The 26,043-nt window shown below is 61.4% G+C and carries 25 protein-coding genes and 1 pseudogene; 9 read left to right on the top strand and 17 right to left on the bottom strand.

The window, feature by feature from the left end:
- Window positions 1-606 carry a flavin reductase family protein gene (locus AAFO92_RS13550; protein ID WP_347535982.1) on the bottom strand — a complete coding sequence of 202 codons (606 nt, stop codon included), beginning with the start codon at window positions 604-606 and terminating at the stop codon, window positions 1-3.
- Window positions 607-683: 77 nt separating this feature from the next.
- On the opposite strand from AAFO92_RS13550, the gene AAFO92_RS13545 reads away from it, so the two are divergent.
- Together AAFO92_RS13545 and AAFO92_RS13540 are read left to right on the top strand one after the other, a co-directional pair.
- Window positions 684-1,169 (top strand): N-acetyltransferase, encoded by a 486-nt coding sequence (locus AAFO92_RS13545; RefSeq protein WP_347535980.1) that lies wholly within the window; start codon window positions 684-686, stop codon window positions 1,167-1,169.
- A 31-nt stretch (window positions 1,170-1,200) separates the two neighbouring features.
- Window positions 1,201-1,971, top strand: coding sequence for an EcsC family protein (locus AAFO92_RS13540; protein WP_347536381.1), 771 nt, complete (start codon window positions 1,201-1,203; stop codon window positions 1,969-1,971).
- 3 nt (window positions 1,972-1,974) lie between these two features.
- On the opposite strand, the gene ptsP is transcribed toward AAFO92_RS13540, so the two are convergent.
- From ptsP to AAFO92_RS13515, 5 genes are all read right to left on the bottom strand, one after another.
- Window positions 1,975-4,218: a phosphoenolpyruvate--protein phosphotransferase gene (gene ptsP / locus AAFO92_RS13535; RefSeq protein WP_347535978.1), complete on the bottom strand. Its 2,244-nt coding sequence runs from the start codon at window positions 4,216-4,218 to the stop codon at window positions 1,975-1,977.
- Window positions 4,219-4,377: 159 nt separating this feature from the next.
- The gene (locus AAFO92_RS13530) at window positions 4,378-5,616 is read right to left on the bottom strand and encodes an aspartate kinase (RefSeq protein ID WP_347535976.1); all 1,239 of its coding nucleotides are present in this window, start codon (window positions 5,614-5,616) and stop codon (window positions 4,378-4,380) included.
- 83 nt (window positions 5,617-5,699) lie between these two features.
- Window positions 5,700-6,344, bottom strand: a complete 645-nt coding sequence (locus tag AAFO92_RS13525) for an SDR family oxidoreductase (protein WP_347535974.1) — start codon at window positions 6,342-6,344, stop codon at window positions 5,700-5,702.
- An 18-nt stretch (window positions 6,345-6,362) separates the two neighbouring features.
- The gene (locus AAFO92_RS13520; protein ID WP_347535972.1) at window positions 6,363-6,776 is read right to left on the bottom strand and encodes a DUF1178 family protein; all 414 of its coding nucleotides are present in this window, start codon (window positions 6,774-6,776) and stop codon (window positions 6,363-6,365) included.
- 76 nt (window positions 6,777-6,852) lie between these two features.
- Window positions 6,853-7,326 (bottom strand): NUDIX hydrolase, encoded by a 474-nt coding sequence (locus AAFO92_RS13515; protein WP_347535970.1) that lies wholly within the window; start codon window positions 7,324-7,326, stop codon window positions 6,853-6,855.
- 189 nt (window positions 7,327-7,515) lie between these two features.
- On the opposite strand from AAFO92_RS13515, the gene modA reads away from it, so the two are divergent.
- The 3 genes from modA to modC are packed head-to-tail and all read left to right on the top strand — an operon-like array spanning window position 7,516 to window position 10,039.
- Window positions 7,516-8,277 carry a molybdate ABC transporter substrate-binding protein gene (modA, locus tag AAFO92_RS13510; protein WP_347535968.1) on the top strand — a complete coding sequence of 254 codons (762 nt, stop codon included), beginning with the start codon at window positions 7,516-7,518 and terminating at the stop codon, window positions 8,275-8,277.
- Window positions 8,274-8,966, top strand: coding sequence for a molybdate ABC transporter permease subunit (modB, locus tag AAFO92_RS13505; protein ID WP_347535966.1), 693 nt, complete (start codon window positions 8,274-8,276; stop codon window positions 8,964-8,966). Before modA ends, modB begins: the two co-directional genes overlap by 4 nt.
- The gene (gene modC, locus AAFO92_RS13500; RefSeq protein ID WP_347535964.1) at window positions 8,963-10,039 is read left to right on the top strand and encodes a molybdenum ABC transporter ATP-binding protein; all 1,077 of its coding nucleotides are present in this window, start codon (window positions 8,963-8,965) and stop codon (window positions 10,037-10,039) included. The genes modB and modC overlap by 4 nt, the downstream gene beginning before the upstream one ends.
- A 127-nt stretch (window positions 10,040-10,166) precedes the next feature.
- On the opposite strand, the gene AAFO92_RS13495 is transcribed toward modC, so the two are convergent.
- From AAFO92_RS13495 to AAFO92_RS13445, 11 genes and pseudogenes are all read right to left on the bottom strand, one after another.
- Entirely contained in the window at window positions 10,167-11,153 is a 987-nt protein-coding gene (locus AAFO92_RS13495; protein WP_347535962.1) for an oligopeptide/dipeptide ABC transporter ATP-binding protein, read from the bottom strand.
- The gene (locus tag AAFO92_RS13490) at window positions 11,150-12,121 is read right to left on the bottom strand and encodes an ABC transporter ATP-binding protein (RefSeq protein ID WP_347535960.1); all 972 of its coding nucleotides are present in this window, start codon (window positions 12,119-12,121) and stop codon (window positions 11,150-11,152) included. The genes AAFO92_RS13495 and AAFO92_RS13490 overlap by 4 nt, the downstream gene beginning before the upstream one ends.
- Window positions 12,121-13,029, bottom strand: a complete 909-nt coding sequence (locus tag AAFO92_RS13485) for an ABC transporter permease (protein WP_347535959.1) — start codon at window positions 13,027-13,029, stop codon at window positions 12,121-12,123. The genes AAFO92_RS13490 and AAFO92_RS13485 overlap by 1 nt, the downstream gene beginning before the upstream one ends.
- On the bottom strand, window positions 13,026-14,012 hold the full coding sequence (locus AAFO92_RS13480; RefSeq protein WP_347535957.1) for an ABC transporter permease: 987 nt from the start codon (window positions 14,010-14,012) through the stop codon (window positions 13,026-13,028). Before AAFO92_RS13480 ends, AAFO92_RS13485 begins: the two co-directional genes overlap by 4 nt.
- A 56-nt stretch (window positions 14,013-14,068) precedes the next feature.
- The gene (locus AAFO92_RS13475) at window positions 14,069-15,604 is read right to left on the bottom strand and encodes an ABC transporter substrate-binding protein (RefSeq protein WP_347535955.1); all 1,536 of its coding nucleotides are present in this window, start codon (window positions 15,602-15,604) and stop codon (window positions 14,069-14,071) included.
- Window positions 15,605-15,964: 360 nt separating this feature from the next.
- Window positions 15,965-16,498 carry a hypothetical protein gene (locus AAFO92_RS13470; RefSeq protein WP_347535953.1) on the bottom strand — a complete coding sequence of 178 codons (534 nt, stop codon included), beginning with the start codon at window positions 16,496-16,498 and terminating at the stop codon, window positions 15,965-15,967.
- The gene (locus AAFO92_RS13465; RefSeq protein ID WP_347535951.1) at window positions 16,495-17,022 is read right to left on the bottom strand and encodes a hypothetical protein; all 528 of its coding nucleotides are present in this window, start codon (window positions 17,020-17,022) and stop codon (window positions 16,495-16,497) included. The genes AAFO92_RS13470 and AAFO92_RS13465 overlap by 4 nt, the downstream gene beginning before the upstream one ends.
- Before the next feature lie 617 nt (window positions 17,023-17,639).
- A pseudogene (locus AAFO92_RS13460) lies at window positions 17,640-17,813 on the bottom strand (2Fe-2S iron-sulfur cluster-binding protein); the annotation flags it as partial.
- Window positions 17,814-17,902: 89 nt separating this feature from the next.
- Window positions 17,903-18,043 (bottom strand): hypothetical protein, encoded by a 141-nt coding sequence (locus AAFO92_RS13455; protein ID WP_347535949.1) that lies wholly within the window; start codon window positions 18,041-18,043, stop codon window positions 17,903-17,905.
- A 158-nt stretch (window positions 18,044-18,201) separates the two neighbouring features.
- A complete protein-coding gene (locus tag AAFO92_RS13450) occupies window positions 18,202-20,019 on the bottom strand; it encodes an ATP-binding protein (RefSeq protein ID WP_347535947.1) in 1,818 nt (605 codons plus the stop codon).
- Between the two features lie 291 nt (window positions 20,020-20,310).
- Window positions 20,311-20,916 (bottom strand): TetR/AcrR family transcriptional regulator, encoded by a 606-nt coding sequence (locus tag AAFO92_RS13445; protein ID WP_347535945.1) that lies wholly within the window; start codon window positions 20,914-20,916, stop codon window positions 20,311-20,313.
- A gap of 144 nt (window positions 20,917-21,060) precedes the next feature.
- On the opposite strand from AAFO92_RS13445, the gene AAFO92_RS13440 reads away from it, so the two are divergent.
- From AAFO92_RS13440 to AAFO92_RS13425, 4 genes are all read left to right on the top strand, one after another.
- The gene (locus AAFO92_RS13440; RefSeq protein ID WP_347535943.1) at window positions 21,061-21,525 is read left to right on the top strand and encodes a (2Fe-2S)-binding protein; all 465 of its coding nucleotides are present in this window, start codon (window positions 21,061-21,063) and stop codon (window positions 21,523-21,525) included.
- 3 nt (window positions 21,526-21,528) lie between these two features.
- Window positions 21,529-23,715: a molybdopterin cofactor-binding domain-containing protein gene (locus tag AAFO92_RS13435; protein ID WP_347535941.1), complete on the top strand. Its 2,187-nt coding sequence runs from the start codon at window positions 21,529-21,531 to the stop codon at window positions 23,713-23,715.
- Window positions 23,716-23,951: 236 nt separating this feature from the next.
- The gene (locus tag AAFO92_RS13430) at window positions 23,952-24,632 is read left to right on the top strand and encodes a GntR family transcriptional regulator (protein WP_347535939.1); all 681 of its coding nucleotides are present in this window, start codon (window positions 23,952-23,954) and stop codon (window positions 24,630-24,632) included.
- Between the two features lie 188 nt (window positions 24,633-24,820).
- Window positions 24,821-25,996: a PLP-dependent aminotransferase family protein gene (locus tag AAFO92_RS13425; RefSeq protein ID WP_347535937.1), complete on the top strand. Its 1,176-nt coding sequence runs from the start codon at window positions 24,821-24,823 to the stop codon at window positions 25,994-25,996.
- The last annotated feature ends 47 nt before the right edge of the window (window positions 25,997-26,043 follow it).

Here is a 26,043-nt window from a genome sequence, read left to right as displayed (position 1 = left end):
CTATTCGCCCGGCCGGGTCAGGCTGAAGACTTCGCGGATCACCGAGTAATCCTTGTAGCCAAGCCGTGTCAGCGGGTTGAACCGGGTCACGTCAAAGGCCCCGTCCACCAGGCAATCGTCCCGCATATGCACGCCGGTGACCTCGCCGAAGGCCACGAAATTCGCCGCACCGGGCAGCTGCACGATCTGGGTCAGCTTGCATTCCAGCGATGCCGGGGCGGCGGCAACGCGCGGGCAGGAGATTGTCGTGCATTCCGCCTTGTCGATACCGGCATGGTCGAATTCATCCACCTCTTTCCCCCACGGGCCCGAGCTTTGGTTCATCACGTCGCGCATCGCGTATTCGACGATGTTGACGCAGAAGACGCCGGTCTCGCGAATATTGGCGATGCTGTCCTTGGTGTCGCCGCGATCCGGTTTGGCATTGGTCGAGGAGAACATCACCTGCGGCGGGTGATAGGCCACGGCGTTGAAGAACGAGTAAGGCGCCAGGTTGTCGCGCCCCTCCGCTCCGCGGGTGGAAATCCAGCCGATTGGACGCGGCGTTACGATGGCGTTGAAAGGATTATGCGGCAATCCGTGACCGTCTTCGGGTTTGTAGAACATTGGTAACTCTTAGCTGTTTGAACCAGACCTAACGCCGTGCTACGCGCTATGCCACCTGAATTTGCAAGGAAAATCGCGTGCTCGAATTGCGGCCCGAGGAAAAGGACGATTGGTGGGAGGTAGAGGCGCTCTATGACCTCTGCTTTGCGCCCGGGCGCGAAGCCTTGTCCTCTTACCGGCTGCGCGACGGGATCGAGCCGGTCAGCGGGCTGAGCCTGGTGGCGCGCGACAGTGATGGCATCCTGGGCGGCGCGATCCGGTTCTGGCCGGTGCTGGTGGGGGGCGCGCGGGTCTTGTTGCTGGGCCCGGTGGCGGTGCACCCGACCCGCCAGGGCGAGGGGCTGGGCGGTTCGCTGATCCGCGACAGCCTTTACCGGGCGGCGCAGAGCGGCTGGGAACGGGTGATGCTGGTGGGCGACGCACCCTATTACGGGCGGTTCGGATTCGGGCGCCTTGACGGTGTGGAAATGCCGCCCCCCACCAACCCCGAGCGGGTTCTGGGCCATGCGCTGGTGCCGGGCGCCTGGGCCGGTGTTTCTGGCAAAGTCACCAGATACGCTTGAAAGCGCGGTTGCGAACACCGATCTTGACAGCATGGAAATTCTCGACACGACCCTTGGTCAATCGGACACCGATCAACGGCTGGACGCGCTGGCGCGGCGCCACGCGCGGGCGGGCAATATCGGCGTCCAGGTGCTGAACGTCATCGGCGGACAGGCCGAGGGGTTGCTGGACCGGCTGCCCGAAGGGCTGCGCGCCCGCATGGGGGACGGGACCGAACAGGCCCTGAAACTGGCGATGGGCGCGGCACAGCGTTCGCGCGGCGTGGTGGGTGAACAGCCGGGATGGCTGACACGGCTGGCGACCACCGCGATGGGGGCTGCCGGCGGATTTGGCGGTTTGCCCAGTGCGATGGCGGAATTGCCGGTGACCACGACGATCCTGTTGCGGGCGATTCAGGACGTGGCGATTGAACACGGGTTTGATCCCGCCGAACAGGGGGTGATGTTCGACTGTATCCAGGTTCTGGCTGCCGCCGGGCCGCTGGATCACGATGACGGATCCGACATCGCCTTTCTGAGCACCCGGCTGGCGGTAACCGGGGCCACGCTGAACACGCTGATCGCGCGGGTGGCGCCGCGCCTGGCGACTGTCCTGGGGCAGAAACTGGCGGCCCAGACCGTGCCGGTACTGGGCGCGGCGGCGGGGGCGGCGACGAACTATGCCTATACCAGCTATTACCAGCAGATGGCGCATGTGCATTTTGGCCTCAGACGGCTGGCCATCGACGCCAACCGCGATCATGGCGAACTGGTCGAGGAATTTCGCAAACGGGTGTCTCGTGACCCGATCAAGCGCGCCTGACGTTCAGAGCTTGCCCTTGAGGTATTTCATCACGAAGGGCCGGACAGACTGGTGGCCCTCTTCGCTGGCCTCGTGGATGACCGCGCGCAGATCCACCAGATCAATCCGCCGCAGGATGGATTTCACCGGCCCGATCGAGGCCGGGCGCATCGACAGGCTCCGCAGGCCGATGGCCGCGAAACACGCCGCCTCGACCGGGCGGCCCGCGTCCTCACCACAGAAGGAAAGCGGCGTGCGGGTGGCATCGCAGCGCGCCACGATATTTTCCAGAAAGCTCAGGAAACTGACGTTCAGCGTGTCATAGCGCCGCCGGACACGCTCGTTTTCACGGTCGGCGGCAAAGAAGAATTGCTTCAGGTCATTGCCGCCGATCGACAGGAAGTCCACCTCCTGGTAGAAACGATGCGGTGCAAAGGCCAGCGATGGCGTTTCCAGCATCGCGCCGAGTTTGATGGTTTCGGGTACCGGGTGGCCCAGAATGCGCTCGCGCTCCAGCGCCTTTTCCATTTCCGCGCGCCCGGCGCGGAATTCCTCGCGCTGCGCCACGAAGGGAAACATGATGCTGAGCGGCCGCCCGGCGGCTGCCCGGATCAGCGCCTGCAGCTGCATCCGCATGACGCCGGGCTTGTCCAGCCCGACGCGGATTGCGCGCCACCCCATCGCGGGGTTGGGCTCGTCCGTGGCGGTCATGTAGGGCAGCACCTTGTCCGAACCGATGTCGAGCGTGCGGAAAATGACAGTCTTGTCGCCCGCGGCATCCATCACGCGTGCATAAAGCTCGGACAGTTCCGCCCGTTTGGGCATGTGGTTGCGCACCAGGAACTGCAGCTCGGTCCGGAAAAGCCCGACCCCTTCGGCGCCCGAGCTTTCCAGACTGGGCAGGTCGGCCATCAGGCCCGCATTCATGTGCATGGCGATCCTTGTGCCGCACAGCGTTTCGGCCGGCTTGTCGCGGATCGAGGCATAGCGTTCCTGCGCCTGGGCCTGCATCGCCATCTTGTCACGAAAGGCCGACACGACGGTTTCGTCCGGCCGCAGGTGCACGATCCCCTGATCGCCGTCGACCAGCACCAGATCGCCATTCAGCGCTTCGGTCGTGATCCGGTCGGCGTGAATGACCAGCGGGATGGCCAGCGCGCGTGCGACGATGGCGGCGTGCGACCCGACCGAGCCCTCTTCGAGCACGATGCCCTTCAGCTTGCGGCCATAATCCAGAAGTTCCGCCGGGCCGATATTGCGCGCGACAAGGATGGGATCGGCGGGCATTTCCGCCCCGGTCTCACCGCCCTGGCCGGTCAGGATCCGCAATAGCCGGTTGCTGAGATCATCGAGATCATGCAGCCGCTCGCGCAGATACTGGTCGTTCACCTGGCCCATGCGCGCCCGCGCCGCGGACTGTTCCTTTTCCACCGCGGCCTCGGCCGACAGACCGCGCGCGATGTCTTCCTCCATCCGCCGCATCCAGCCCTTGGAATTGGCGAACATGCGGTAGGCTTCGAGTACTTCAAGCTGTTCCTTGTCGCCGCTCGCCGCGCGGCTCAGCATCTGGTCGACACCCACGCGCAGGTCTTCGACCGCCTCGTGCAGACGCGCGATCTCGCGGTCGGGGTCGTCGGCGATCGGGTTCGTGACCACCACGCGGGGCTCATGCAGCCAGACATGGCCCTGCGCCGCGCCTTCCTGGCCGGTCCCGCCGCGAAACAGAACCTGCTGCTGGTGGCGGGCGGACATGGCGGCGCCTTCGCCGACAAATGCACCCAGTTCGGTCATTTCGGCCAGCACCATCGCGACGACCTCGACGGCATAGACCTCTTCTTCGGAATATCGCCGCGCGCTGCGGGATTGCACCACCAGGACGCCGAGTTTTTCGCCAAGTCGCTGAATCGGCACGCCCATGAACGAAGAATAGGCCTCTTCGCCGGTCTCCGGCATATAGCGGAACCCCTTGGTGCTTGGGGCATCGTCGGTGTTGATGACATCACCGGTGCGCGCCACCAGGCCGACCAGACCTTCGCCCAGGCGCATGCGCGTCTGGTGCACCGCTTCGGGGTTCAGGCCCTGTGTGGCGCAGAGTTCAAGCGTGTCTTCGTCGCGGAACAGATAGACCGAGCACACCTCGGTGTGCATCTCGTCTGCGATCAGCTGCGTGATCTGGTCAAGCCGCTGCTGGCCGGCGGCGTCGTCGGCCATGACGTCGCGCAGGCGGCGAAGCAATTTGCGGCTGTCTGTTCCCGCATGATCGTCCATTCTGGCGATGCCTCCCCTCAGGTGCACGGCAGCATAACCCCGGCCCAAGTTAGATCACAGTCTTACGCCGGGTGAAACGGTATTCTGGTGCGATCTGCACCGGAAAATGGTTAACGCGCGGGGCGCGCCAAATCCTGCCGAAATGGCCATGCGCTGCGGTCAGGCGGCCTTGTCGAGGCCGAACGCGTCATGCAGCGCCTGAACGGCAAGTTCCATGTATTTCCGGTCTATCAGCACCGAGATCTTGATCTCTGACGTGGCAATGACCTTGATGTTCACGCCTTCGTCGCGCAGCGTCCTGAACATTGTGGCCGCAACGCCCGACTGGCTGCGCATCCCGATGCCCACCGCGGACACCTTGGCCACATCCGTGTCGGCGATCAGGTCGTGATAGTTGATCTCACCGCGCGCCTTGGCATCCTGCAGCGCTTTTTCCGCCCGCGTCACCTGATCGGTCGGGCAGGAAAAGGTCATGTCGGTACGGCCCTCTTCGGCGATGTTCTGAATGATCATGTCCACGTTGATGCCCGCATCGGACAGGGGCCCGAAGATGGCGGCGGCGATGCCGGGGCGGTCGGCCACGGACACCAGGGTCATTTTCGCCTCGTCCCGTGAATAGGCGATGCCGGAGACTACGTTTGATTCCATGATTTCCTCCTCGGCGCAGACAAGTGTGCCCGCCTCGTCCGATTGCTCCTCGAAGCTGCTGAGAACCCGCAGCTTGACATTGTACCGCATCGCCAGTTCGACCGAGCGGGTTTGCAGAACCTTCGCCCCCAGCGAGGCGAGTTCCAGCATTTCCTCAAAGGCGATCCGGTCAAGCTTGCGCGCCTTGGACGCGATGCGCGGGTCAGTGGTATAGACACCGTCGACATCGGTGTAGATGTCGCAGCGTTCGGCATCGAACGCGGCGGCAAAAGCGACGGCCGTGGTGTCGGACCCGCCGCGTCCAAGCGTGGTGATACGCCCCTCGGGCGAGATGCCCTGGAAACCGGCAACGACGGCCACGCGCATCCCCTCGGCGAACTTGGTATTGATATTCTCGGTCGGGATCTCCTCGATCCGCGCGGCGGAATGGGCGCTGGTGGTCTTCAGCGGCACCTGCCAGCCCTGCCAGCTGCGCGCGGGCACGTCCATTTCCTGCAGGGTGAGCGCCATCAGCCCGGCGGTCACATTCTCGCCCGAGCTGACCACCGCATCATATTCGCGCGCGTCGTATAGCGGCGATGTCTCATCGACATAGCCAACCAGTTTATTGGTTTCACCCGACATCGCGCTGACGATGACAATCACGTCATAGCCCTTGGATACCTCGACGCCCACACGCTTGGCAGCGCGGCGAATACGATCAAGCGTGGCAACCGAAGTGCCACCGAATTTCATCACGAGAACGGGCATTGAGGCGTCCTTGGCGGGTGGGTCGCCGGGGGTTTATGCCGAACTGCCGGTCAGGGCAAGAGGGCAGGGTGTTGCCGGTGGCCCTAGAAAGGAAGGTCGCGCCCGTCCCATGTCTGGAAACAGCCGGATATTTCCGGTGACAGATCATCGAACCGGCGGGTCAGGCCCGCTACCGCGTCCTCGACCGTAATATCGGCCGCATTGCCGCCCATGTCAGTGCGCACCCATCCGGGGTGATAAATGCCCACAGCAATGCCATCTGGTGCGAGGTCAACCGCCAGGTTGCGCCCGAGGTTGAGCGCGGCCGCCTTCGAGGCGCGGTAGATATAGCTGCCGCCCGGCGCGTTGGTCTGACTGGCCATGATGCTGGAAATGATTGCTATCTTTGGCGCGTCGGCACGTTTGAGACAGGGCAGCAGCGCCTGCACGGTCAAAAAGACGCCGGTAACATTTGCCGCGAATGTCTGTTGCCACATCGGGGCGGGAAAGCCCCGCTCAAACGTTTCGTTCTTGTCCAGGTAGACGCCGGCATTGCAGATCAGCAAATCAACCGGCCGGTTTGCCAGCGATTGCGCAAATGCGGCCTGCTGATCCGGGTCGGTGACATCCAGGCGGGCAAGAGTTGCATCACGCCGCGCCGTGCCGGTGACGTGATCGCCCGCGGCGTGGTAATGCGCCGCCAGCGCCCGGCCGATACCCCGGTTGGCGCCGGTGATAACCACATGCATTCGCCATACTCCCTGATTTCAGTTGGATTTCCGCCCCGGGACAAACGGCAGCGGGGTCACCGGCACGCCGTCCTCGATCAGTTTTTTGGCCTCATCCGGGCGCGCTTCGCCGTAGATCGAGCGTTCGGGCGCGATGCCGTCCTTGATATCCCGGGCCTCTCGGGCGAAATTCATGCCGACATATTCCGAATTCTGTTCGATCTGCTTTCTCAGGGCGGCCAGGGCCTGTTCCTGAATGCTGGGCGTTTCAGCCGGCCGTTGTGACCTGCTGTCGCGGACCTTGGGCGCCATCAGCGCCTTTTCGACCTTGGATGAACCGCAGATGATGCACGTGACCAGACCCGCCTTGTGCAGCTTGTCAAAAGCCTCCGACGATTTGAACCAGCTTTCAAACCGGTGATCGTCATCACATCTGAGCGCAAATTGTATCATGTTTCGCTATTCCGGCTCCTTCTTGCGTAGAGCTATAGCCAAATTCGCGAATTGCAAGCAGTCTGCAACGCAAGTGTCAGAGCTTGCCGGGATAGAAACCCTTGAGGATATTGGCCAACTCGGGTTCTGCCACGCGTTTCGCCGCCTTTCGCGGGCTCAGCCATTTGCGCTTGCGCTGCCCTGCCTCGGGATAGTCGTCTTCGACCGATTTGACCTCGACCGGATAGACCATCGCCACGCAGGGCACCTGTTCCTCGGTGCCGATATCGCGGGTATAGGAATAAAGGCCAAGCGCAACCTGATAAGCCTTGCCCTTCACTCCGGCCTCTTCCCAGGCTTCTGTCAGCGCCGCTTCGCTGGGGGTCTTGTTGTCCATCGGCCAGCCGCGCGGGATGATCCAGCGTCCGGTCCCGCGGGAGGTGATCAACAGGACCTGCGTCTTGTCCTTGACAACGCGATAGCACAGCGCAGCAAACTGGGTGCGCACGTCCGATTTTGACGCGGACTGAAGGTCAATCGGTTCCTGTTTTACCTTGTAGAGCTTCATCATCTGCTGCCGACGTTAAATTCTCGGTCCATCATACCCAAAAATGTGGAGAATTCATTTAAAAAAGTCATTTTTTGTCCGCGTGAAACGGGCTTTTGAACGAAATATGGTGACAAACTGGGACATAAACACCACATCTGGAACACATTGTTTGGCTTGCGCTGCTCGCGGGGCGCTGGAATAATCGCCGCGATGTATGCTCTTTTCCGCCAGATTGCAATGATTTGCGCCCTGATCCTGGTGCCCGCCGCCGGGGTGTCGGGGCAGACCGTTACGGTCTTCGCCGCCGCTTCCCTGCGTGATGCGCTGGATGACATGGCCCAGGCATACCCGGGCAATCTGGTGGTGTCCTATGGCGGCAGCGGGCAGATCGCGCGGCAGGTGGCGCAGGGGGCGCCGGCGGATATCGTTCTGCTGGCCAATGTGGCCTGGATGGACTGGCTTGAAGATCAGGGATTGATCGAGGCGGACAGTCGTTCGAACCTGCTTGAAAACCGCCTGGTTCTGGCCGGGCCGGAGGGGGCGGCACGCTTGGAAACTGTCAGCGCCCAGGGTCTGCTGGACCGTCTGTCGGGTGGCCGCCTTGCGATTGGCCAGACCCAGAGCGTTCCCGCCGGGATCTACGGGCGGCAATGGCTTGAAAACGCGGGGCTTTGGCCGGCCCTGGCCCCGCATCTGGCCGAGACTGAAAACGTTCGTGCGGCCTTGGCGCTGATCGCGCGCGGCGAAACGCCCCTGGGCGTGGTTTACGCCACAGATGCACGGGCGGATCCGGGCGTCGTCACATTGTATGAAGTTCCTGGCAAAATGCACGATCCAATCTACTATACCGTCGCGGAGACAAAGCGCAGGAATGACGCACAAGCATCTGAATTTATAGAGTTTATCAGATCTAATGACGCGTCCATGATCTTCGCCGGACATGGGTTCCTGCCGGTGGATCAGGCGCAATGATCGGGTTGCGGCCCGAGGAATGGGCGGCGCTGATGCTGTCGCTGAAAGTGTCGTTCTGGGCCACGCTGCTCAGCCTGCCGCTGGCGCTTGCCGTCGCCTGGTTGCTGGCGCGCCGTGATTTTCGCGGTAAATCGCTGCTGAGCGCGCTGGTTCATCTGCCGCTTGTGCTGCCGCCGGTGGTGACAGGTTACCTGCTGTTGCTGACCTTCGGGCGCAATGGCGCGGTTGGCGGGTTTCTAGAGCAATATGGTATCGTCTTCGCGTTCCGCTGGACCGGGGCCGCACTGGCCGCGGCGGTCATGGGCTTTCCGCTGGTGGTGCGCGCGCTGCGCCTGGCGATCGAGGCGGTCGATCCGCGTCTTGAACAGGCGGCGTCGACCCTCGGCGCCGGTCGCGCGGCCGCATTTTTCCTTGTAACACTGCCACTTATTGCCCCCGGCATCCTGGCCGGAGCCGTCTTGGGCTTTGCCAAGGCGATGGGTGAATTTGGCGCCACGATTACCTTCGTCGCCAATATCCCCGGCGAGACCCAGACCTTGCCATCGGCGATCTACGCCTTCTTGCAGGTACCGGGGGGCGAGGTCAGCGCGCTCCGGCTGGTGGGGCTTTCGCTCTGCGTGGCCTTGGGGGCAGTGCTGGTGTCGGAATGGCTGGCGCGCCGGGTGGCGGCACGGATCGGTCAGGGATGAGCCTGTCGCTGCACATAACGCACCAGCTTGGCGATTTTACGCTGGATGCGGGATTTGAGGCAGGGCCGGGCGTGACCGCGCTGTTTGGCCCGTCAGGCTCTGGTAAGTCGAGTATTTCCAATGCGGTAGCCGGACTTATTCAACCAGATTTCGGACGCATAGCGCTGCATGACAAGCTGTTGTACGATGCGCCGTCGCGGGTTTTTGTGCCACCGCACAAGCGGCGGGTCGGTTACGTGTTTCAGGACGGGCGCCTCTTTCCCCACATGACGGTAGAGGGCAATATCCGCTTCGCCATGCGCTTTGCCAGATCGCCAGGCGACCCGGCCCGGATTGTTGAACTGCTGGGGTTGGCGGGGCTGATGCAGCGTCGTCCCAGGCTGCTTTCAGGGGGCGAGAAGCAACGGGTGGCCCTGGCCCGCGCATTGATGTCTGACCCGGAAATCCTGCTTATGGATGAACCTCTTGCGGCATTGGACGAGCCGCGCAAGGAAGAGATATTGCCCTATCTGGAACGTCTGAGGGACCAGACCGATATCCCGATCCTTTATGTCAGCCATTCGGTTGCCGAGGTGGCGCGCCTGGCGGATAACCTCGTGATCCTTCAGGACGGCAAGGTGGTACAAGAGGGGCCGACGGAGAAGGTGCTGAGCGATCCGGCGGCGATGCCTTTTGTCGGCGTGCGCGAAGCAGGCTCGATCCTGCGCGCCAGGGTGCTGAAACATGGGTCGGACGGGCTTTGCCGGTTGGCGATCAGCGGCGGAGAACTGACCCTGCCGGGTGTCACGGCAAAACCGAATTCCGATATAAGAATCAGAGTTCTGGCGCAGGATATTCTTCTTTCACTTCATCACCCCGAGGGCCTGTCCTCGCGCAACATCCTGCCGGTTGTCGTAGAAAGCATCCGGTTGGGGGACGGACCCGGCGCGGCAGTGTCGCTGCGGGCCGGAGACGATCACTTGCTGGCGCGGATCACTGCGCAGGCGGCGCGTGAACTGCATCTGACGCCCGGGCTGCGCTGTTATGCCATCCTGAAGGCAACGGCGGTGCCGAAGGGCAGCATCGGTCACTAGCGGATCTCGTTTCAAGCTCTGCAGGTTATCTACAGAAAGCCCCCCATTTCTGTTGATTTTCGAACCTACCGTGCGATTTCACGCGGAATTCGGGATGGCGGCGCGGCAATCGCGCGGGCCATGGCGGTTATTCCGCGAAGTGGCAGGCGACTTCGGTGCCGTTGGGCAGCCCGCGCAGTTGCGGGCGTTCCTGGCGGCAGCGATCCTGAACCATGTTGCAGCGGGCGGCAAACGGGCAGCCCTTGGGCAGGTTGACGGGGTCCGGCAACTCTCCGGGTTGGCGCGGTTTGTCGAAAGAGCCGCCTTCAAGCTTGGGGATCGCATCGAGCAGGAGCTGCGTGTAGGGATGTTTCGGCGTGTCGAAAATGGTTTCGGCCGGGGCGAGCTCCATCACCTGGCCCAGATACATCACCGCGACACGGGTGCCGAAATGCTCGACCACGCTGAGATCATGCGTGATGAACAGGTAGGTCAGGCCGCGATCCTTCTGCAACTCGGTCAGAAGGTTGAGGATCTGCGCCTGGATCGACACGTCCAGCGCCGAAATCGGTTCGTCCGCCACGACGAAGGCTGGGTTGGTCACCAGCGCACGGGCAATGGCGATACGCTGGCGCTGGCCGCCGGAGAATTCATGCGGCAGGCGGCGCTGCCAGCTCGGGTCGCATCCGGTGGCGGACAGAACCTCTTCGACGCGGGTGCGTACCTCGGCCGATGACATTTCGGGCATCAGGTGGCGCACCGGCTCGGCCAGGGTGTCGAACACGTTGCGGCGCGGGTTGAGCGAGGCATAGGGGTTCTGGAACACCATCTGCATGTCGCGGCGCACGGGCTTGCGCTCGGCCTCGTCCATCTGGTCGATACGCTGGCCCCGAAAGAAAATCTCGCCCGCGGTCGGGCTGTTCAAGCCCAGGATGGCGCGGCCAAGGGTGGTCTTGCCGCAGCCGGATTCACCCACGACGCAGAAACTTTCGCCCGGCATGATCGACACGCTGACCGTGTTCAGCGCGTGCAGGACGGGTTTTTCGCGGCTGAGGAAATGCGTCGGCAGGGGAAAGCGGACCTCGACCCCCTTGGTTTCGACAATCGGCCCTTTTTCTTCAATTGGGGTGCTCATGTCTTGGCCTCGGCTTTGTCGGACAACGGATTGTAGCAGGCGACGCCGTTGACCAGATCGGGTTCACCACCGTGGCAGCGCCCCGTCGCGAAATCGCAACGCGGATGATAGGTGCAGCCCTTGGGCAGGTTGGTGATCGGCGGCATCGAGCCGGGGATCTGATAAAGCCTGGTGCCGCGTCCCGCGTGCTGGGGCAGGGCCTTGAGCAAGCCGCTGGCATAAGGGTGCCGCGGGCTGTCGATGATCTGCCGGGTGGGGCCGGTTTCGACGCATTTGCCCGCATACATGATCATCAGCTTCTCGGTCACCTCTGCCACGACGCCCAGATCATGGGTGATGAGTATGAGCGCCACGTCATTCTCGCGGCAGAGCTTGAGGATCAGCGCCATGATCTCGGCCTGGATTGTCACGTCGAGCGCGGTTGTGGGCTCATCCGCGATGATGATCTCGGGGTCGGTCAGCAGCGCGATGGCAATGACTACGCGTTGCCGCAGCCCACCCGAAAGTTCATGCGGGTAGGCATCAAGCCGGGATTCGGCCGACGGAATGGCCACCTCCTTCAGCTTGGCGATGCACAGGGCGCGCGCTTCCTTGTCGGAAATCTTGCGATGGGCGCGCAGCGTTTCCATCATCTGCGTGCCGATCGAAAGCACCGGGTTCAGCGTGACCATCGGATCCTGGAAGATCATCGAGATACGGTTGCCACGGATGTCGCGGATCTTGCGTTCGGGCAGGTCCAGCAGGTTTTCGCCGTTGAATTTCACGGTGCCGTGGCTGACCCGGCCCGGTTCGGCGATGAGGTTCAGGATGGCGAAAGCCAGCATGGACTTGCCGGCGCCGGATTCACCGACGACACCCAGCCGTTCGCCCTTTTCCAGGGTCAGGTTGACACCGCGCAGGGCTTCGACCTCGTCATGCTTGCCGCGCGGAAAGGCGACATGCAGGTCCTTGACTTCGAGCATTGCCATCAGTCTTCTCCCCGCCGGAGCTTGGGATTGAGCACGTCGCGCAGCCAGTCACCCAGCAGGTTCAGCGCCAGGATCAGTGCAATGAGGACCAGCGCCGGGTAAAAGGTGATCCAGTACTGGCCCGAGAACACGAACTCAAACCCCGAGCGGATGAGCGAGCCAAGCGAGGGGCGGTCGACCGGCATCCCGAGACCCAGGAAGGAAAGGGCCGCTTCGGTCATGATCGCCTCGGCCACCTGGATGGTCGAGATGACCAGCACGGGTGTCAGCGTATTCGGCAGGATATGGCCCCACATCACCTTGCGCGGAGGCAGGCCGATGACACGGGCCGCATCGACATATTCCTTGTTCTTCTCACCCAGTACCGAGGACCGCACGGTACGGGCGAATTTGGGCCATTCGGCGATGCCGATAATGAGGATCAGCATGAAGATTGCGTAATCGGCGTAGACATTGGCATCGAACGCGGCCTGGAAGAGGGCGAGCACGATGATCGCAATCATCAGCGTCGAAAGCGACATCTGGATATCGGCCAGGCGCATGAGGAAACTGTCGATCCAGCCGCCCTTGTAACCGGCGATCAGGCCAAGCGTCACACCGAGGATGCCCTGCACGATCACCGCGCCGATGCCGATGATAAGCGAGATGCCGGTGCCGTACATGATGGTGGAAAGCACCCCGCGCCCCTGCGCATCGGTGCCCAGCAGAAAGCGGTCATCGCCGCCGGGGCGCCAGCTGGGGGGCATCTCGCTGTCCATGATGTCCAGCTGCAGCAGGTCATAGGGGTTCTGCGGGGCGATGAGCGGGGCCAGCACCGCCATCAGCACCAGCACCAGCAGGACGATGCCCGCGCCAATGGCAACCGGGTCGGCCAGGAAACGTCTGAGGAAACCGCGCCAGGTTATCATGATTTCGCCCCCGGTAGTTTCACCATCGGGTTGATGAGCGTGTAGATGAAATCGACCAGCGTGTTGACCACGACGAAGATCAGACCCACGACGATGATATAGGCGATAATGAGGGGCGTATCGACGCGGTTCACCGCCTCAAGGAACAGGAACCCCATGCCGGGCCACTGGAACACGGTCTCGGTCAGGATCGTGTAGGCGATCAGCGTCCCGATCATCAGCCCGCCCACGGTAACCACCGGCAGCAGCGTGTTGCGGAACGCGTGCACATAGCGAACGCGCGCGGTCGAAAGCCCCTTGGCCTTGGCAAAGCGCACGTAATCGGTGCCCATCGCCTCCATCATCTCGGCCCGTATGAGGCGGATGAACAGCGGCAGCATGATCGAGGAAAGCGCGATCGAGGGCAGGATCAGGTGCAGGATACCGTCGAATGTCAGCAGGCCGGTATCCCATCCCCAGGGCAGGGTGACAGTATCGCCGCGACCAAACGCCGGGAGCCATTTCAGTTCGACCCCGAAAGCCCAGACAAGGAAGATGGCGGTCAGGAAAACCGGGACCGAAATGCCGATGATCGAACCGGTCATGATGAATTTCGCGATGAATTTCTCGCGGTTGATGGCGCAGTAGATGCCGCCAGGAATGGATAGCGCGAGGAAGATGAAGGTGGCGCCCAGGACCAGCTCGAACGTGGCGGGGAATTTATCCAGGATCACGTCCAGCGCGGGGCGCTTGAAGAAATACGATGTGCCAAGGTCGCCCTGCAATGCGTTGCCCAGGAACCGGCCATATTGCACCAGGAACGGATCGTTGAGGCCCAGCTCATCCCGCAGATTCTGGCGTTCCGCCTCGGAAACGGATTGGCCCACAAGTTCGCGCAGCGGGTCGCCCAGATTGTCCTGAATGGAAAAGCCGATGAGCGAAATCACGAACATCACGATCACAGCCTGGATGGCGCGCCGGATGAGGAAAGCTAGGATATGCATGTGAACCTGGCGTCTGAAAGAGACGGGCCGGAAATTGCCGGCCCGTCCAGGAAAGTTTATTCGATGACCAGATCGCCCAGATAGGGGAAGTTCATCACGTTGAGCACGGGCTCGATGTTCACGCCCTTGCGCGCGGCCCAGGCCAGATCCTGCCAGTGCAGCGGCACATAGGCGGCCTCGTCATGCAGGATCTTCTCGACCATCTGCAGCTGCTCGGCGCGGGTGTCGCCCTTGGTTTCCACCAGCGAGGCCTCGGTCAGCTCGTCCACCTTGGCGTTCGAGTAGTTGCCCGAGTTGTACTGGCCGCGGCCGGTATCCGTGTTCGGGGTCATCGCCAGGAACTCGTAGAAGTTGGCGCTGTCCTCGGTATCCGCGTGCCAGCCGATCATCATAATGTCCGCGGCGCGTTCATCGAACTTGGGCCAGTATTGCGCCTTGGGCATGGTGGTCAGGTCGATCTTGATGCCGATCTTGGCCAGCATCGCCGCCGAAGCTTCGCAGATCTTGAAGTCGTTGACGTAGCGGTTGTTGGGGCACATCATCGTGGCTTCGAAACCATCGGGATAGCCGGCCTCTTCCATCAGCGCCTGCGCCTTCTCAAGATCGAAGCGCGGAGTCAGGCCTGGGTTGTGGCCGATATAGCCCTTGGGCGACATCTGCTCGGCCGCGGTGCCGAAACCCTTCATGATCTTCTGGACGATGCCTTCGTTGTTGATCGCATGAACCATCGCCAGGCGGACCTTTTCATTGGCCAGCGCCTCGTGCCGTTTCTGGTTCAGCTGCAGCGTGATGATCCGCGTCCCGCTCATGGTGACCAGCTGGGTGTTCTCGTCGGCCTCGATACGCTCCAGGTCCGTGGGCGGTACGGGGGCGATGAAATCGACATCACCGGCCAGCAGGGCGGCCACGCGGGTCGGTGCTTCCTTGATCGGTGTCAGGATCGCGGTCTGCACGTTGCCGGGGCTGGCCTTGTCCCAGTAATCGGGGTTGCGGGTAAAGACGACCTTCACGCCCTGTTCACGCTCGGTGATAGTGAAGGGGCCGGTGCCCGACACGGTCTTCGACGCGAAGCTGTCGCCGTGCTTGACAATCTCGGCGCCACCTTCCTCGTAGAACTTGCTGTCCATCGGAAAGACATACGTGGCGGTGTGCAGCACCAGCGGGCTGGGGCCATCGGTCTTGATCTCGACGGTCAGGTCATCCACGGCGGTGGCCGAGGTCCAGCCCGAGAAGATGCCCTTGAAATCAGGTGAATCCTTGAGGCGGTTGATGGTCCAGACAACGTCGGCCGAGGTCATCGGGTTGCCGGAATGGAAGGTCACGCCATCGCGCAGCTTGAAACGCATGGTGGTTTCGTCGATCCGCTCCCAGCTTTCGGCCAGGCGGCCGTCAAAGCCCAGATCCTTGTTCCAGCGTACCAGCGGGTCAAAGACCATGTGGCTGAGCTGCAGCGTGCCGCCCGAAAGCTGCTCATGCGGGTCAAGCGACACCGGGTCGGCGTCATAGGCGAAATTGAGCGTCTGCGCCGGCGCCATGCCGACCGCGCCCAAAAAGATGGCTGTCGCAGCCGTTAATGTTCGAAGTGTTTTCATCGAAGTCTCCCTGAGTTGCCGGGGGGCCACGTTTTAGGTGGTCCTTCTCCCGCGGATGCCCGAAAGGTTGTCGCGATTTCCGGGCGGTGTAAAGGGCAGTATACATTTGTTTTTGTTTCAATGAATAACTTCGGGTTTTTGAATTTTTTGAACTCAAAAACCGCCCGTATTTTTCGGATTGTTTCGCGGGCACTGAAAAAACCCGATTCGTAGAACGAAAGGTGACGCCTGGGAAGGGTGGGCGTGCAGGGAGCGCCGCCGCAGTGCGGTCGGATATCGGGAAAGTTGGGCCGGGCACGCAGGCTGGTGATCCGCGGGCGGTTTCGTGATCCCCCAAGGCGCCGGGGGATCACGGTTCATTTACTTCAGCACGACTTTAACTTCAACGCCGTACATCCAGGGGTTGGCCGACGCCATGCGCCGGGTCAGGCTGGTGGTGTTGACGTTCAGCGACGTGCCGCCGGAATAAGCGGTGGATTTGTCGGTGGTGTTGGCGCCGGACCCGATAGGCACAGGCGTGATCCTGGTCGCACCTTTCCTGCCGTCACCGCGACAGGACACGATGACTGGCGCAGGCGCCCCGCGATCCTTGAACCGCGCACCCTGGGCATAGGTCGGCAAGACCAGGCGCCGTGGCGACGTGACCTTGGCGCTGACTTCACGCGACTGGAATCGGCAGGTGGCGCCGGAGACTTCCTTGTCCTTGCCGTCGCTGTCTTTCACGTAGGTTCTGACGACCAGGGGCAGCGCGCCAACCACCCGGTCCTTGGCGGGGCCTGCGGCCTGAACGTGCAGATCGGATTGCGTGATTTCGGCGTTTTGTGGGCCGCAGGCGGTCAGTGCCAGCGTGCTACCCAGAAGTGCAGCGACACAGAGATTACGCGCAGCCATCATTTATTGTCCATCGTCACCGACACGGCCGGGGGATAGACCCATGGTGTGGAGTTGGCGACGGCGGCTGTGGTCGCAGCGGTGATCAGCGCAATGGCAAGGCCGCCACCGGTTGCCGTCGTTACCTGTTTTGCCTTCGATGTGGCCGAGGCCACGCCACGCAGCGTGCCGGTTTCGCAGGTCACGATCAGGGCGCTGGGCAGGCCACGGTTCGGAAAGGCTGCGCGTTGTTTGAAATTCGGGACAGTCACGATCTGCGGTGTGATAACCTTGGCGCGGACTTCGTCAGAGGCGACGGTGCAGGGGACGCCGACAACCTCTTGCGGGAGCGCCTTCTTGTCTGCGGACGCGGCCGGTTTGAATGCGCGGACCGTGATATCCGTCGTGCCTTGCGCCAGACGTTTCTTATCGACGGTCGAGACTACGCCGGCGCGCACCGGCTCATCTTTGACCGGTGCCAGTTTTTGCGGCGTACCGCAGCCACTCAGGGCGCATGCAAGGCATACGCCAATCGCTATTTTCTTCATCTTTTACCCTTCGATGGTCTTGAGGTTCGCCCGTTTCCCGGGTCTGCGACCCGGCTATCGAGGTTTCTGACAGACGACAACCGGAAGGGGTGAGGTATTTTGACTTTTTGTTGCTTAAATGCAAACAGATGGTGAATAAATTAGGTCCAGTAGCGCAATTGGATACAATCTATCGATCAACTTTGAAGTGTACGTAACGTCAACTTGCCGTGTGACTTCGCGCGGCTTGGGAGGTAGCGTTTGACCTTGCCGCCATAGACCGGCGGACGCGCCACGACCGCGTAGACCATCCCCTCGACCTCGGCATCGATACCTAAGACCGCGCGGCCCGTGTTGATGCCGTGATTGTCGGCAAGAGTAACATTCTCCTTGCCGGTATAGCGGTATTGATCGGGTGTCTTGAACCGGAGAGCTTCGGCGGGCGGCGCCGGGCGTTCGGCCGCGCCGCGCGCAACGTCGCCGAAACCCAGACTCCGGCCGCTGGCCGGGTGATGAATTTCGTGGTTTCGCGCCTTCCGCTCGGCGGCGGGAATGTCCCAGACGGTGGTGGCTTCCTGCTCCAGCATGTGCCGGACGCTGCGCGATCCGTCGGTGTTCTGATTGCCGTTCGACCGAAAGATGCGCGGGTAGGTCTCGCAACTGCAGATATTTCCGCTCATCGCGGCGTCGATATCGTCATCGGTCGGGTTTGGCGTCTCGTTCAAGAGCGACGAGGCCTGCATGATCTGGCCGACCTCGCAGTAACCGCATTGCGCCACATTGACCTTGAAGCCCGCGGCGGTCAGGTGCATCAGCGGCAAGAGGGTCTCAAGCGGGTGGTTGCCGTTCGAGAAGAGTTTGCCGTTCTTCATACGGTAGTAACGCTCATCGGCGCCGATCATCAGCACCTTCCATTTGCCGCCGGAATAAGCGTTCGGGTATTCGGCGCGATATATTGCGAGAGCGAATAGGGCGAGGGGAAGAAGGCATTATGTTCGGCGCGATCCGGTGTTGGCGACATGTCTTTGGTTTCGGTGGTCATCGGGAGATCCTTCTTGGTGGCATGCCTGCTGGCATCTCATGCCGCCCGATTTAGGATCGTGGTTTGACCATCCAATGACAAACGCGTCGCAGGTGCCGGGGTGACGCTGGCCCTGCTTCGGGACCGAAGAGAAGGACAGGGCCGGTTCGGCCATCAGGTCACGCCAGGGCTTCTTTCACCGCTCGCGCGAGCTGCGCCACCCGGAACGGCTTGTTGAGCAGCACGCTATCCGAGCCGAGAAACCCGTTGCGCTTTGCGGCCTCCGTCGGATAGCCGGACATGAAGATGACCTTCACCTCAGGGCGGGCGGTCTTGAGTTCGTCGGCAAATTCCGGCCCGCTCTGGCCGCCGGGCAGGACCACATCCGACAACACGAGGGCGATTTCACCCTTGGCGCTGACATGCCTTTGCGCTGCCTTCGCGTCTTCCACGCCAATCACCCTGTATCCCAGGTTCCCAAGCATGATTTCAGCCAGTTTCCGGACATCAGGGTCATCTTCGATCACCAGAATGGTTTCGCCGTTGCCTCGCGGAACCGCTTCTTCTTTTGGAACGGCCTCGCGGTTGATCTCGGAAAAAGCACGCGGAAGGTAAAGCTTGACCGTCGTGCCCTGACCCTCCTCGGTGTAAATTGTCGCCTGGCCACCGGATTGTTGCGCGAATCCGTAGACCATTGACAGGCCAAGCCCGCTGCCTTTTCCGACGCCTTTGGTCGTGAAGAACGGCTCGAACGCGTGCTCCCGAATTTCCTCGGACATGCCCACGCCCTGATCCGTCACGGAAAGGACAACGTAGTCGCCGGCGGTGATATCGGCACCATCGACAGAGTTGTCTTCGTCCAGTGTTACGTCGGCGCATTCAATCGTCAACTTTCCACCGTCAGGCATTGCGTCGCGCGCATTGATCCCCAGGTTCAACAGCGCCGCTTCGACCTGGCCCGGATCGGCCAGGGCGTTCCATGAACTATTATGCGAACGGGTCGCAACGACGATGGTTTCGCCAAGCATGCGCTGCAGCGGATCGGACATGTCGGAAATGAGGTCACGCATGTTGATCGCTTTGGGCCTCAGCGACTGCTTTCTGGAAAACGCCAGCAGCCGCTGCGTCAATTCGGCGCCGCGGCCTGTCGCATGCCTGATGGCAGAGGTTATCGGATGCGATTCCTTGCCTAGCTCCAGCTGCTCCAAAAGTTCGGCGTTGCCCTGGATTACCGCGAGCAGGTTGTTGAAATCATGGGCTATTCCGCCCGTCAGCTGGCCAATCGCCTCCATTTTCTGGGCGTCTGCCAACCGTCTTTCCGACCGTTTCTTTTCCTCGGTCGCCTCCGACCTTGTTTCCAGCAGCAGCCGCGCCACGGATTTATGACTTTCTTCCAGATCCAGCCGCGCAACAAACTCAGACACAAAAAGCTGCGCGTGCCGCTGGATCACCTCGTAGAAGATATAAAAGAAACTGGCGGCGATGATGGTCAGGCCGATCGTGGCAGCATTGCCCGCGAACCACATCCCCAGCAGGGCGCCTGCCGTCACCAGACCGGAATAGACCACCGCGGCCAGGGGGATCGGGTACAGCGCGATTGCGCCACCACAGATCATTCCGGTCATCAGCGCCGCGGCGAATACCTGGGACCAGCCGCTGACCGAAGGCAGTACGAACATGCTGGGAAAGGCCCAGACGGCGCCGAACAGCGCGGCGCTTCGGACGACCCGGTTTACCGCGCGTTTGCTGACCGCTTCAGGTGCATTTTCCAGCCGCCCGGCATGGGCTTTCACCAAGATCCTGACAGAGAGGAACCCGAGTACAACCGACCAGGCGGCGATCGTGGGTGTCAACTGATCAGTACCGTACAGCACCACAACCAGCGTGCCGGCATTCACCAGGTTCACGATCATGAGTGGCGGCATCAGCCGCGCCAGCGCGTGGACCTGCTGTGCCCGAATACGGGCGGGATTCTCCGGGGTCTGAGAATTCTTCAAAGATCGACTGCCGTTAAAGTAGTAAATTATACCTTATATTCCCAATATGATTGAATCGCCGTTTCCTGGCTAGCCCCAACGAGCAAGAAATCATGACGAGCGCCGCAAAGCGCCGCATCAGGATCGCGCTGCGTACGCAAGCGAGAATGAGTGGATCAACGGCGCAGTCGTCGCGGTGCGCAGGGGCCGGTTCGCTTGGTGCGCCCGTGCCGCAGGCGTCAAACGCGCATGGTATCCGTCAGCCCATACCCCGTTCAGAGGCGGATACCAGCCCTTGTCTGCATTGCGCCGTCAGGTCTTGCCGTATCGGCTCATCATCATGTCGACGGCGCTTTCAACAATTCTGGCCATCTCGGGCTCACTCACGACGGACCCGTTGAACAGCATGGGCCAGAACGCTTTGGCTTTGATCAATCCAATAAATTCCTGTCCCGCCGCTTCCGCGTCAACCACGTCCAGCTGCCCGTCGGAATCAGCGTCTTTCAACATGCGTGCGAAGGTCGCCGTCTTGTCCAGCTTGCCTTGCGCCTCTTCCGCCAGTTTCGGGTTGCGCAAGGTTTCGCTGATGATCATCCGGGACATCGCAATGACGTCCGGCCGCAGCAGGATACGACCTTCGGCCCAGGCCAGTTCCAGCAATTGCTCGCGAATATCCCTGTCGCTCACATACCTCATGTCCTGCATGCCTTCGAAGCGGCCCGCAAGTTCCAACACGATAGAACGGAACAAATTCTCCTTGCTTTCGAAGTGCTTGTAGAGCGTCCTCTTCGATACCGAGGCACGGGCCGAGATGCGGTCCATGCTGGCATTGGCAAAACCATTCTCCTGAAACTCCGCCACGGCGGCGTCGATGATCTGGGAATGCTTGCAGTCGTTTGAAGAGTGTTGGTCGATCATGAGAACAGTTAATAACCACGCGTTTCTGTAGTCGTCAAATATATGGGTAAACTTTAGAGTTTACATCTGCCCGATCAAGGCATAAGGTAAACTCGCTAGTTTACACTCAGCAAATCACCCCTAGCCAAACCGGAGGAATGCCACATGGCGTTTACCCTTAACCTTAACGGCGAGCCAAGAACTGTCGATGCTGAACCGGACACACCCCTTCTGTGGGTGATCCGCGATGAATTGAAACTGACAGGGACGAAATTCGGATGTGGCGTGGCCTCTTGCGGCGCCTGCACCGTGCATCTTGATGGCGCGCCCGCCCGCTCTTGTCAGACCTATGTAGAAGACGTGGAAGGCGTTGAAATCACGACGATCGAAGCAATGAGCGAAACCGCAATCGGCGCCGCGGTTCAGCAAGCCTGGATTGAACTGGATGTCGTCCAGTGCGGGTATTGCCAGTCCGGTCAGATCATGTCGGCGGTTGGGCTGCTGGCGGAGAACCCAAAACCCAGCAGCGAAGAGATAGATGACTACATGTCCGGCAATGCCTGCCGCTGCGCAACCTATCAACGTATCCGCGCGGGTATCCACCGCGCTGCAGAAATCCTGGAGGGCTGACCAATGACACTGACTTCTTCACGCCGAAGCTTTCTGAAAGGTGTCGCTGCGGTTGGCGCTGCCCTGGTTGTCGGTATCCGCACTGACGGCGCGTTGGCGGCGGCATCCGGTGAAACCGCCCAATTCAACCCCTTCGTCAAGATCGATGCCGACGGCACCGTGACCGCGATCGTCAAGCATTTCGAAAAGGGGCAGGGGCCGGCCACGGGCCTGCCAACGCTGATTGCCGAGGAAATCGGTCTGCGCATGGACCAGATCGAGTATGAATTCGCGCCATCCAATCCCCAGATTTATAACAACCTGCTGTTCGGCGCCTTCCAGGGCACCGGCGGGTCCACCGCGATGGCAAACTCGTGGCTGCAATACCGTCAGGCAGGCGCCGCCGCGCGCGAAATGCTGATTGCCGCCGCCGCCCAAAGCTGGGGCGTGGATCGGACCGGCATCACCATCGAGGAAGGCATCGTCAAGGCGGGTGACAGATCCGCGCCGATTGCCGAATTCGTCGCCGCCGCGTCGCAGCTTGAGGCGCCGGCCGAGCCGCGCCTGAAAGAACCGTCGGAGTTCCACCTTATCGGCAACGATTCGATCCGCCGCAAGGATTCCGCGATCAAGGGCAACGGACAGGCGATGTACGCAATGGATGTCCATCTGCCCAACCAAATGGTCGCCATGATCAAGCGCCCGGAATCGCGTGGCGCCACGGCCATCGGCTTTGATGACAGCGCGTCGAAAGAGGTGAAAGGTTATATCAATGCCGCGGTCCTGCCCAACAGCGCGGGCGTTGCGGTCTATGCCGAGAACACCTGGGCCGCCATCCAGGCGCGTGATGCGCTGGAAGTGGAATGGGACATGTCCGGCGCGGAAACCCGCAGTTCGGACCAAATCAAGGCCGAGATCATGGCCGCGCTGGATGCCGAGGCGACGTATAACGTCAACAAGGCGGATGTCGCGGCGGTTTCCGCGGCGATCGACGGGGCTGAAAAGGTGATCGAAAAGACCTTCTACTTCCCGCTTCTGGCCCATGCCCCGATGGAGCCGCTCAACTGCACCATCGAACAGACCGCCGAGGGCGAGATCATCCTGCATGACGGTGCCCAGATGCCGACCGGCCCGCATATGGCCTATCAGGAGATTTTTGGCCTGCCGGCCGAGAAAATCCACATCAAGACGATGCTGGCAGGCGGATCCTTCGGGCGCCGTGCGACGCCAGACGCGGATTACCAGGTCGAGGCGGCGCTGGCCTTTGTGCTCACCGACCGATCGCGCCCGGTCAAGCTGGTCTGGACGCGCGAGGATGACATCCGCAGCGGGTATTACCGCCCGGCCTTCGGCCACAAGGTGCGCGTCGGGCTGAACGCGGCGGGCGACATAGTCGGGTGGCAGCATCAGGTGGCCGGGCAACCGATCATCAAAGGCACCCTTTTTGAGGCCTTCATGGTGCATGATGGCGTCGACCTCACCTCGGTCGAAGGGGTCGCTGAAAGCCCGTACCAGATCCCCGGCATGGCGATCGGCCTGACCGATACGGAAAAGGCAACCTCGGTCCTGTGGTGGCGTTCGGTGGGGCATACCCACACGGCCTATGCGATGGAGGTCATGATGGATCTTGCCGCAAAGGCAGCCGGTGCTGATCCGGTCGAGTTCCGCCTGGCCTATCTGGCTGACAGCACCGACCCCGATCAACGCCGCAAGGCAGGTGTGCTTCGGCTTGCCGCTGAAAAGGCGGGATGGGGCACTGTCGCGGACGGGCGTGTGCAAGGCATTGCCGTGCACAAATCCTTTGGCTCCTACGTGGCAGAGGTCGTCGAAATCTCGGGCAATCCCGACGACGGGATCAAGATCGAGAAAGTGACCTGCGCGGTGGATTGCGGGATTGCGGTGAACCCGGATGTCGTCCGTGCGCAGATGGAAGGCGGGATCGGATACGGGCTTGGCCATGCGATGCGCGATCAGATCACGCTGACCGATGGTGCGGTCGATCAGTACAATTTCCCGGATTACGAGCCGCTGCGCATTGGTGATATCGCACAAATCGACGTGCATATCGTGCCCTCTGCAGAGGCGCCGACCGGCGTCGGCGAGCCGGGAACACCACCTGCGCCGCCCGCGCTGGCCAACGCCATTGCCGCGTTGTCCGGAGAGTTGGTCACTGCCCTGCCAATGGTGGAAGACGGCGTAGCCTTCGCTTGACAGGCACCTCTCCCGCGCCGCTGAGGAACCACACTGGCGCGGGAGAGTCACGTCACCGTCAGACAACACGTATTTCCGTTGACGGGAAAACCAGGTTGGGCTTGGTCCGACAAGACTGAGCGCTGCTGCGCGGGTCAAATTTCCTGCTGGCCAGTCAACAGGTTTCCAATTCTCGGATCGCTCAATTATGCTTGCCCTGAGCCGACAACAAGAAACACAAGTCACGAATGGTTAGCATGAACACGCAGCGTTCCAATTCCGTGCCGGAGCAGTTGACCAAGCGGGAAGTGGCCGAGATCGCCATTCGAAACGCCATCGAGGCAGGGCTTTACCGGCCCGGTCAGGTGGTCAGCCAGCGTCAGATTTCCGAGGATCTGGGACTGAGCGTCACGCCCATCCGCGAGGCGGTGCTGGTGCTGACCGGGAACGGTATCGTCGAACGGCATAAACACCACTCGATCAAGGTCTCCGAGATCGACGAACGGCGATTGCGCGAAATCTTTTCCGTCCGCCATATGCTCGAAGAAGAGGCCGTGCGCCTGGCCACCAAAAACGCCACACCTGATCTGGTAAAGAAACTGACGAAACTGAACCGTCAGCTTGAGATCATGTCGGCCGAGGACGACCCGGCCGAGATCAATCCGCTGGACCGGGCGTTTCACAGAGCCATCTTTCAGGCAAGCGACAACGCGGCGCTGGTCTGGACGATTGACCGGGTGAAATCATCCTTTCCCATGTATGCGCTATGGGGCGAGGCCGGGCGTATCGCGACCTCTGTTTCCGAACATCGGAAACTGATTTCTGCGATCGAGAGTGGCGATGCCGAGGCGAGCGCCGCCGCCCAGAGGCGTCATCTGGCCAACGGCCTTGAGGCGCTGATTTCATACCTGCAACGTACGCAACCACCGGCCGAGTAGTAAGGCGGTCCGGTCCGGCCGATTCGTCCGGTAGAATGCGCCGCGCAGTACGGTTGCTGCCCAAAATCCCTTTGGTTTTCGCAAGTTGGATAGGTTCAGCCGAATTCCTTGCGTTGATTATACATTATATATAATGTGCAACACATGCCGACAATGCCACCTGGCGCAGAGTTGAGAGGGGTCAGCACATGGGAATGAACAGGTACAGGTTTTCGCGTCGCGCGGAGGTTCTGGGAAAATCGGTCTATGACCACGCCTCGGGCGTGATCATGCTGAGCGTCGGATCGGCCTATCCGCCGATCCTGCCGGACCTGTCCCGCGAAGCGGCCTCTTCTGCGCAGGGATACCTTGCCGAGGTCATGCAGTACGGGCCCCTGATGGGGTTGCCGGAGCTGCGCGAGACGATTGCCGCCTATGTCAGCGAGGACAGTGTGGAATGTAACGCGGAAAACGTCCTGATCACGAACGGCGCCAAACACGCGACTGATCTGGCCTGCCGGGTTTTCACCGAAGCCGGGGACAAGATTATCGTTACGGCGCCGACCTACATGACAACATTGCAATGCCTACGGTCGCATAACCTGGATATCGTCGCGATCCCGCAGGACGATGACGGCCTGCGAACGGATCTGTTGGAACAACGGCTGGAAACCATGCGCGCCAATGCCGAAACGCTGCCGAAGCTGCTTTTTGACGTGCCGGATTTTCACAATCCCACCGGTATAACCATGTCGCTTGAACGCAGAAAACACTTGCTGCGGCTCTCCGAGCAGTTTGGGTTCGTGATCCTCGAAGACGATCCCTATCGCCGCATCCGTTTCGAGGGCGAGGCGATTGCGCCGATCAAATCCATGGATCAGAACGGCATGGTCGTCGCCATCGGCACGGTCTCCAAGATCCTGGCGCCGGGCCTGCGGATCGGCTGGGCGATTGGCGCGCCGGAAATCGTCCGCCGCATGGCGCTGCAGAAATCCGACGGCGGCTCGTGCCCGTTTACCCAACGGCTTGTGATCGAGGCGATCCGCTCCAACAAACTGCACGAGCATATCGAGATCGTCACGAAAACCATGCGCACCCACCGCGATGCGATGATTGACGCCTTGGCCGAGTTTCTGCCGGATGCCAAGGTGCGCCGGCCGCAGGGCGGGTATTTTCTGTGGGCCGAGCTTCCCAAGGGGGTATCGGGCGATGCACTGGCTGCTGAGGCGGTAAGCCATGGTGTTGAAATCGGCAGCGGGCGCCTTTGCTTTCCGGTCGAAGACCCCGGAAACTTCTTGCGTTTTTCGTATAGCTACGTCGATCCTGAAACCATCCGCGAAGGTATTCGCCGGCTGGGTGATGCCTATCGCAAGATCGCGGGCTGACATGGGCCCGTGGTGTGACTGAACAAAAAAAGTACGCGTCGGAGGAC

This window comes from Roseovarius sp. CAU 1744 (assembly GCF_039839345.1).
Taxonomy (GTDB): Bacteria; Pseudomonadota; Alphaproteobacteria; order Rhodobacterales; family Rhodobacteraceae; genus Roseovarius.
Note: the sequence above shows the minus strand (reverse complement) of the source record. Positions and strands in the feature narration are given on the sequence as shown.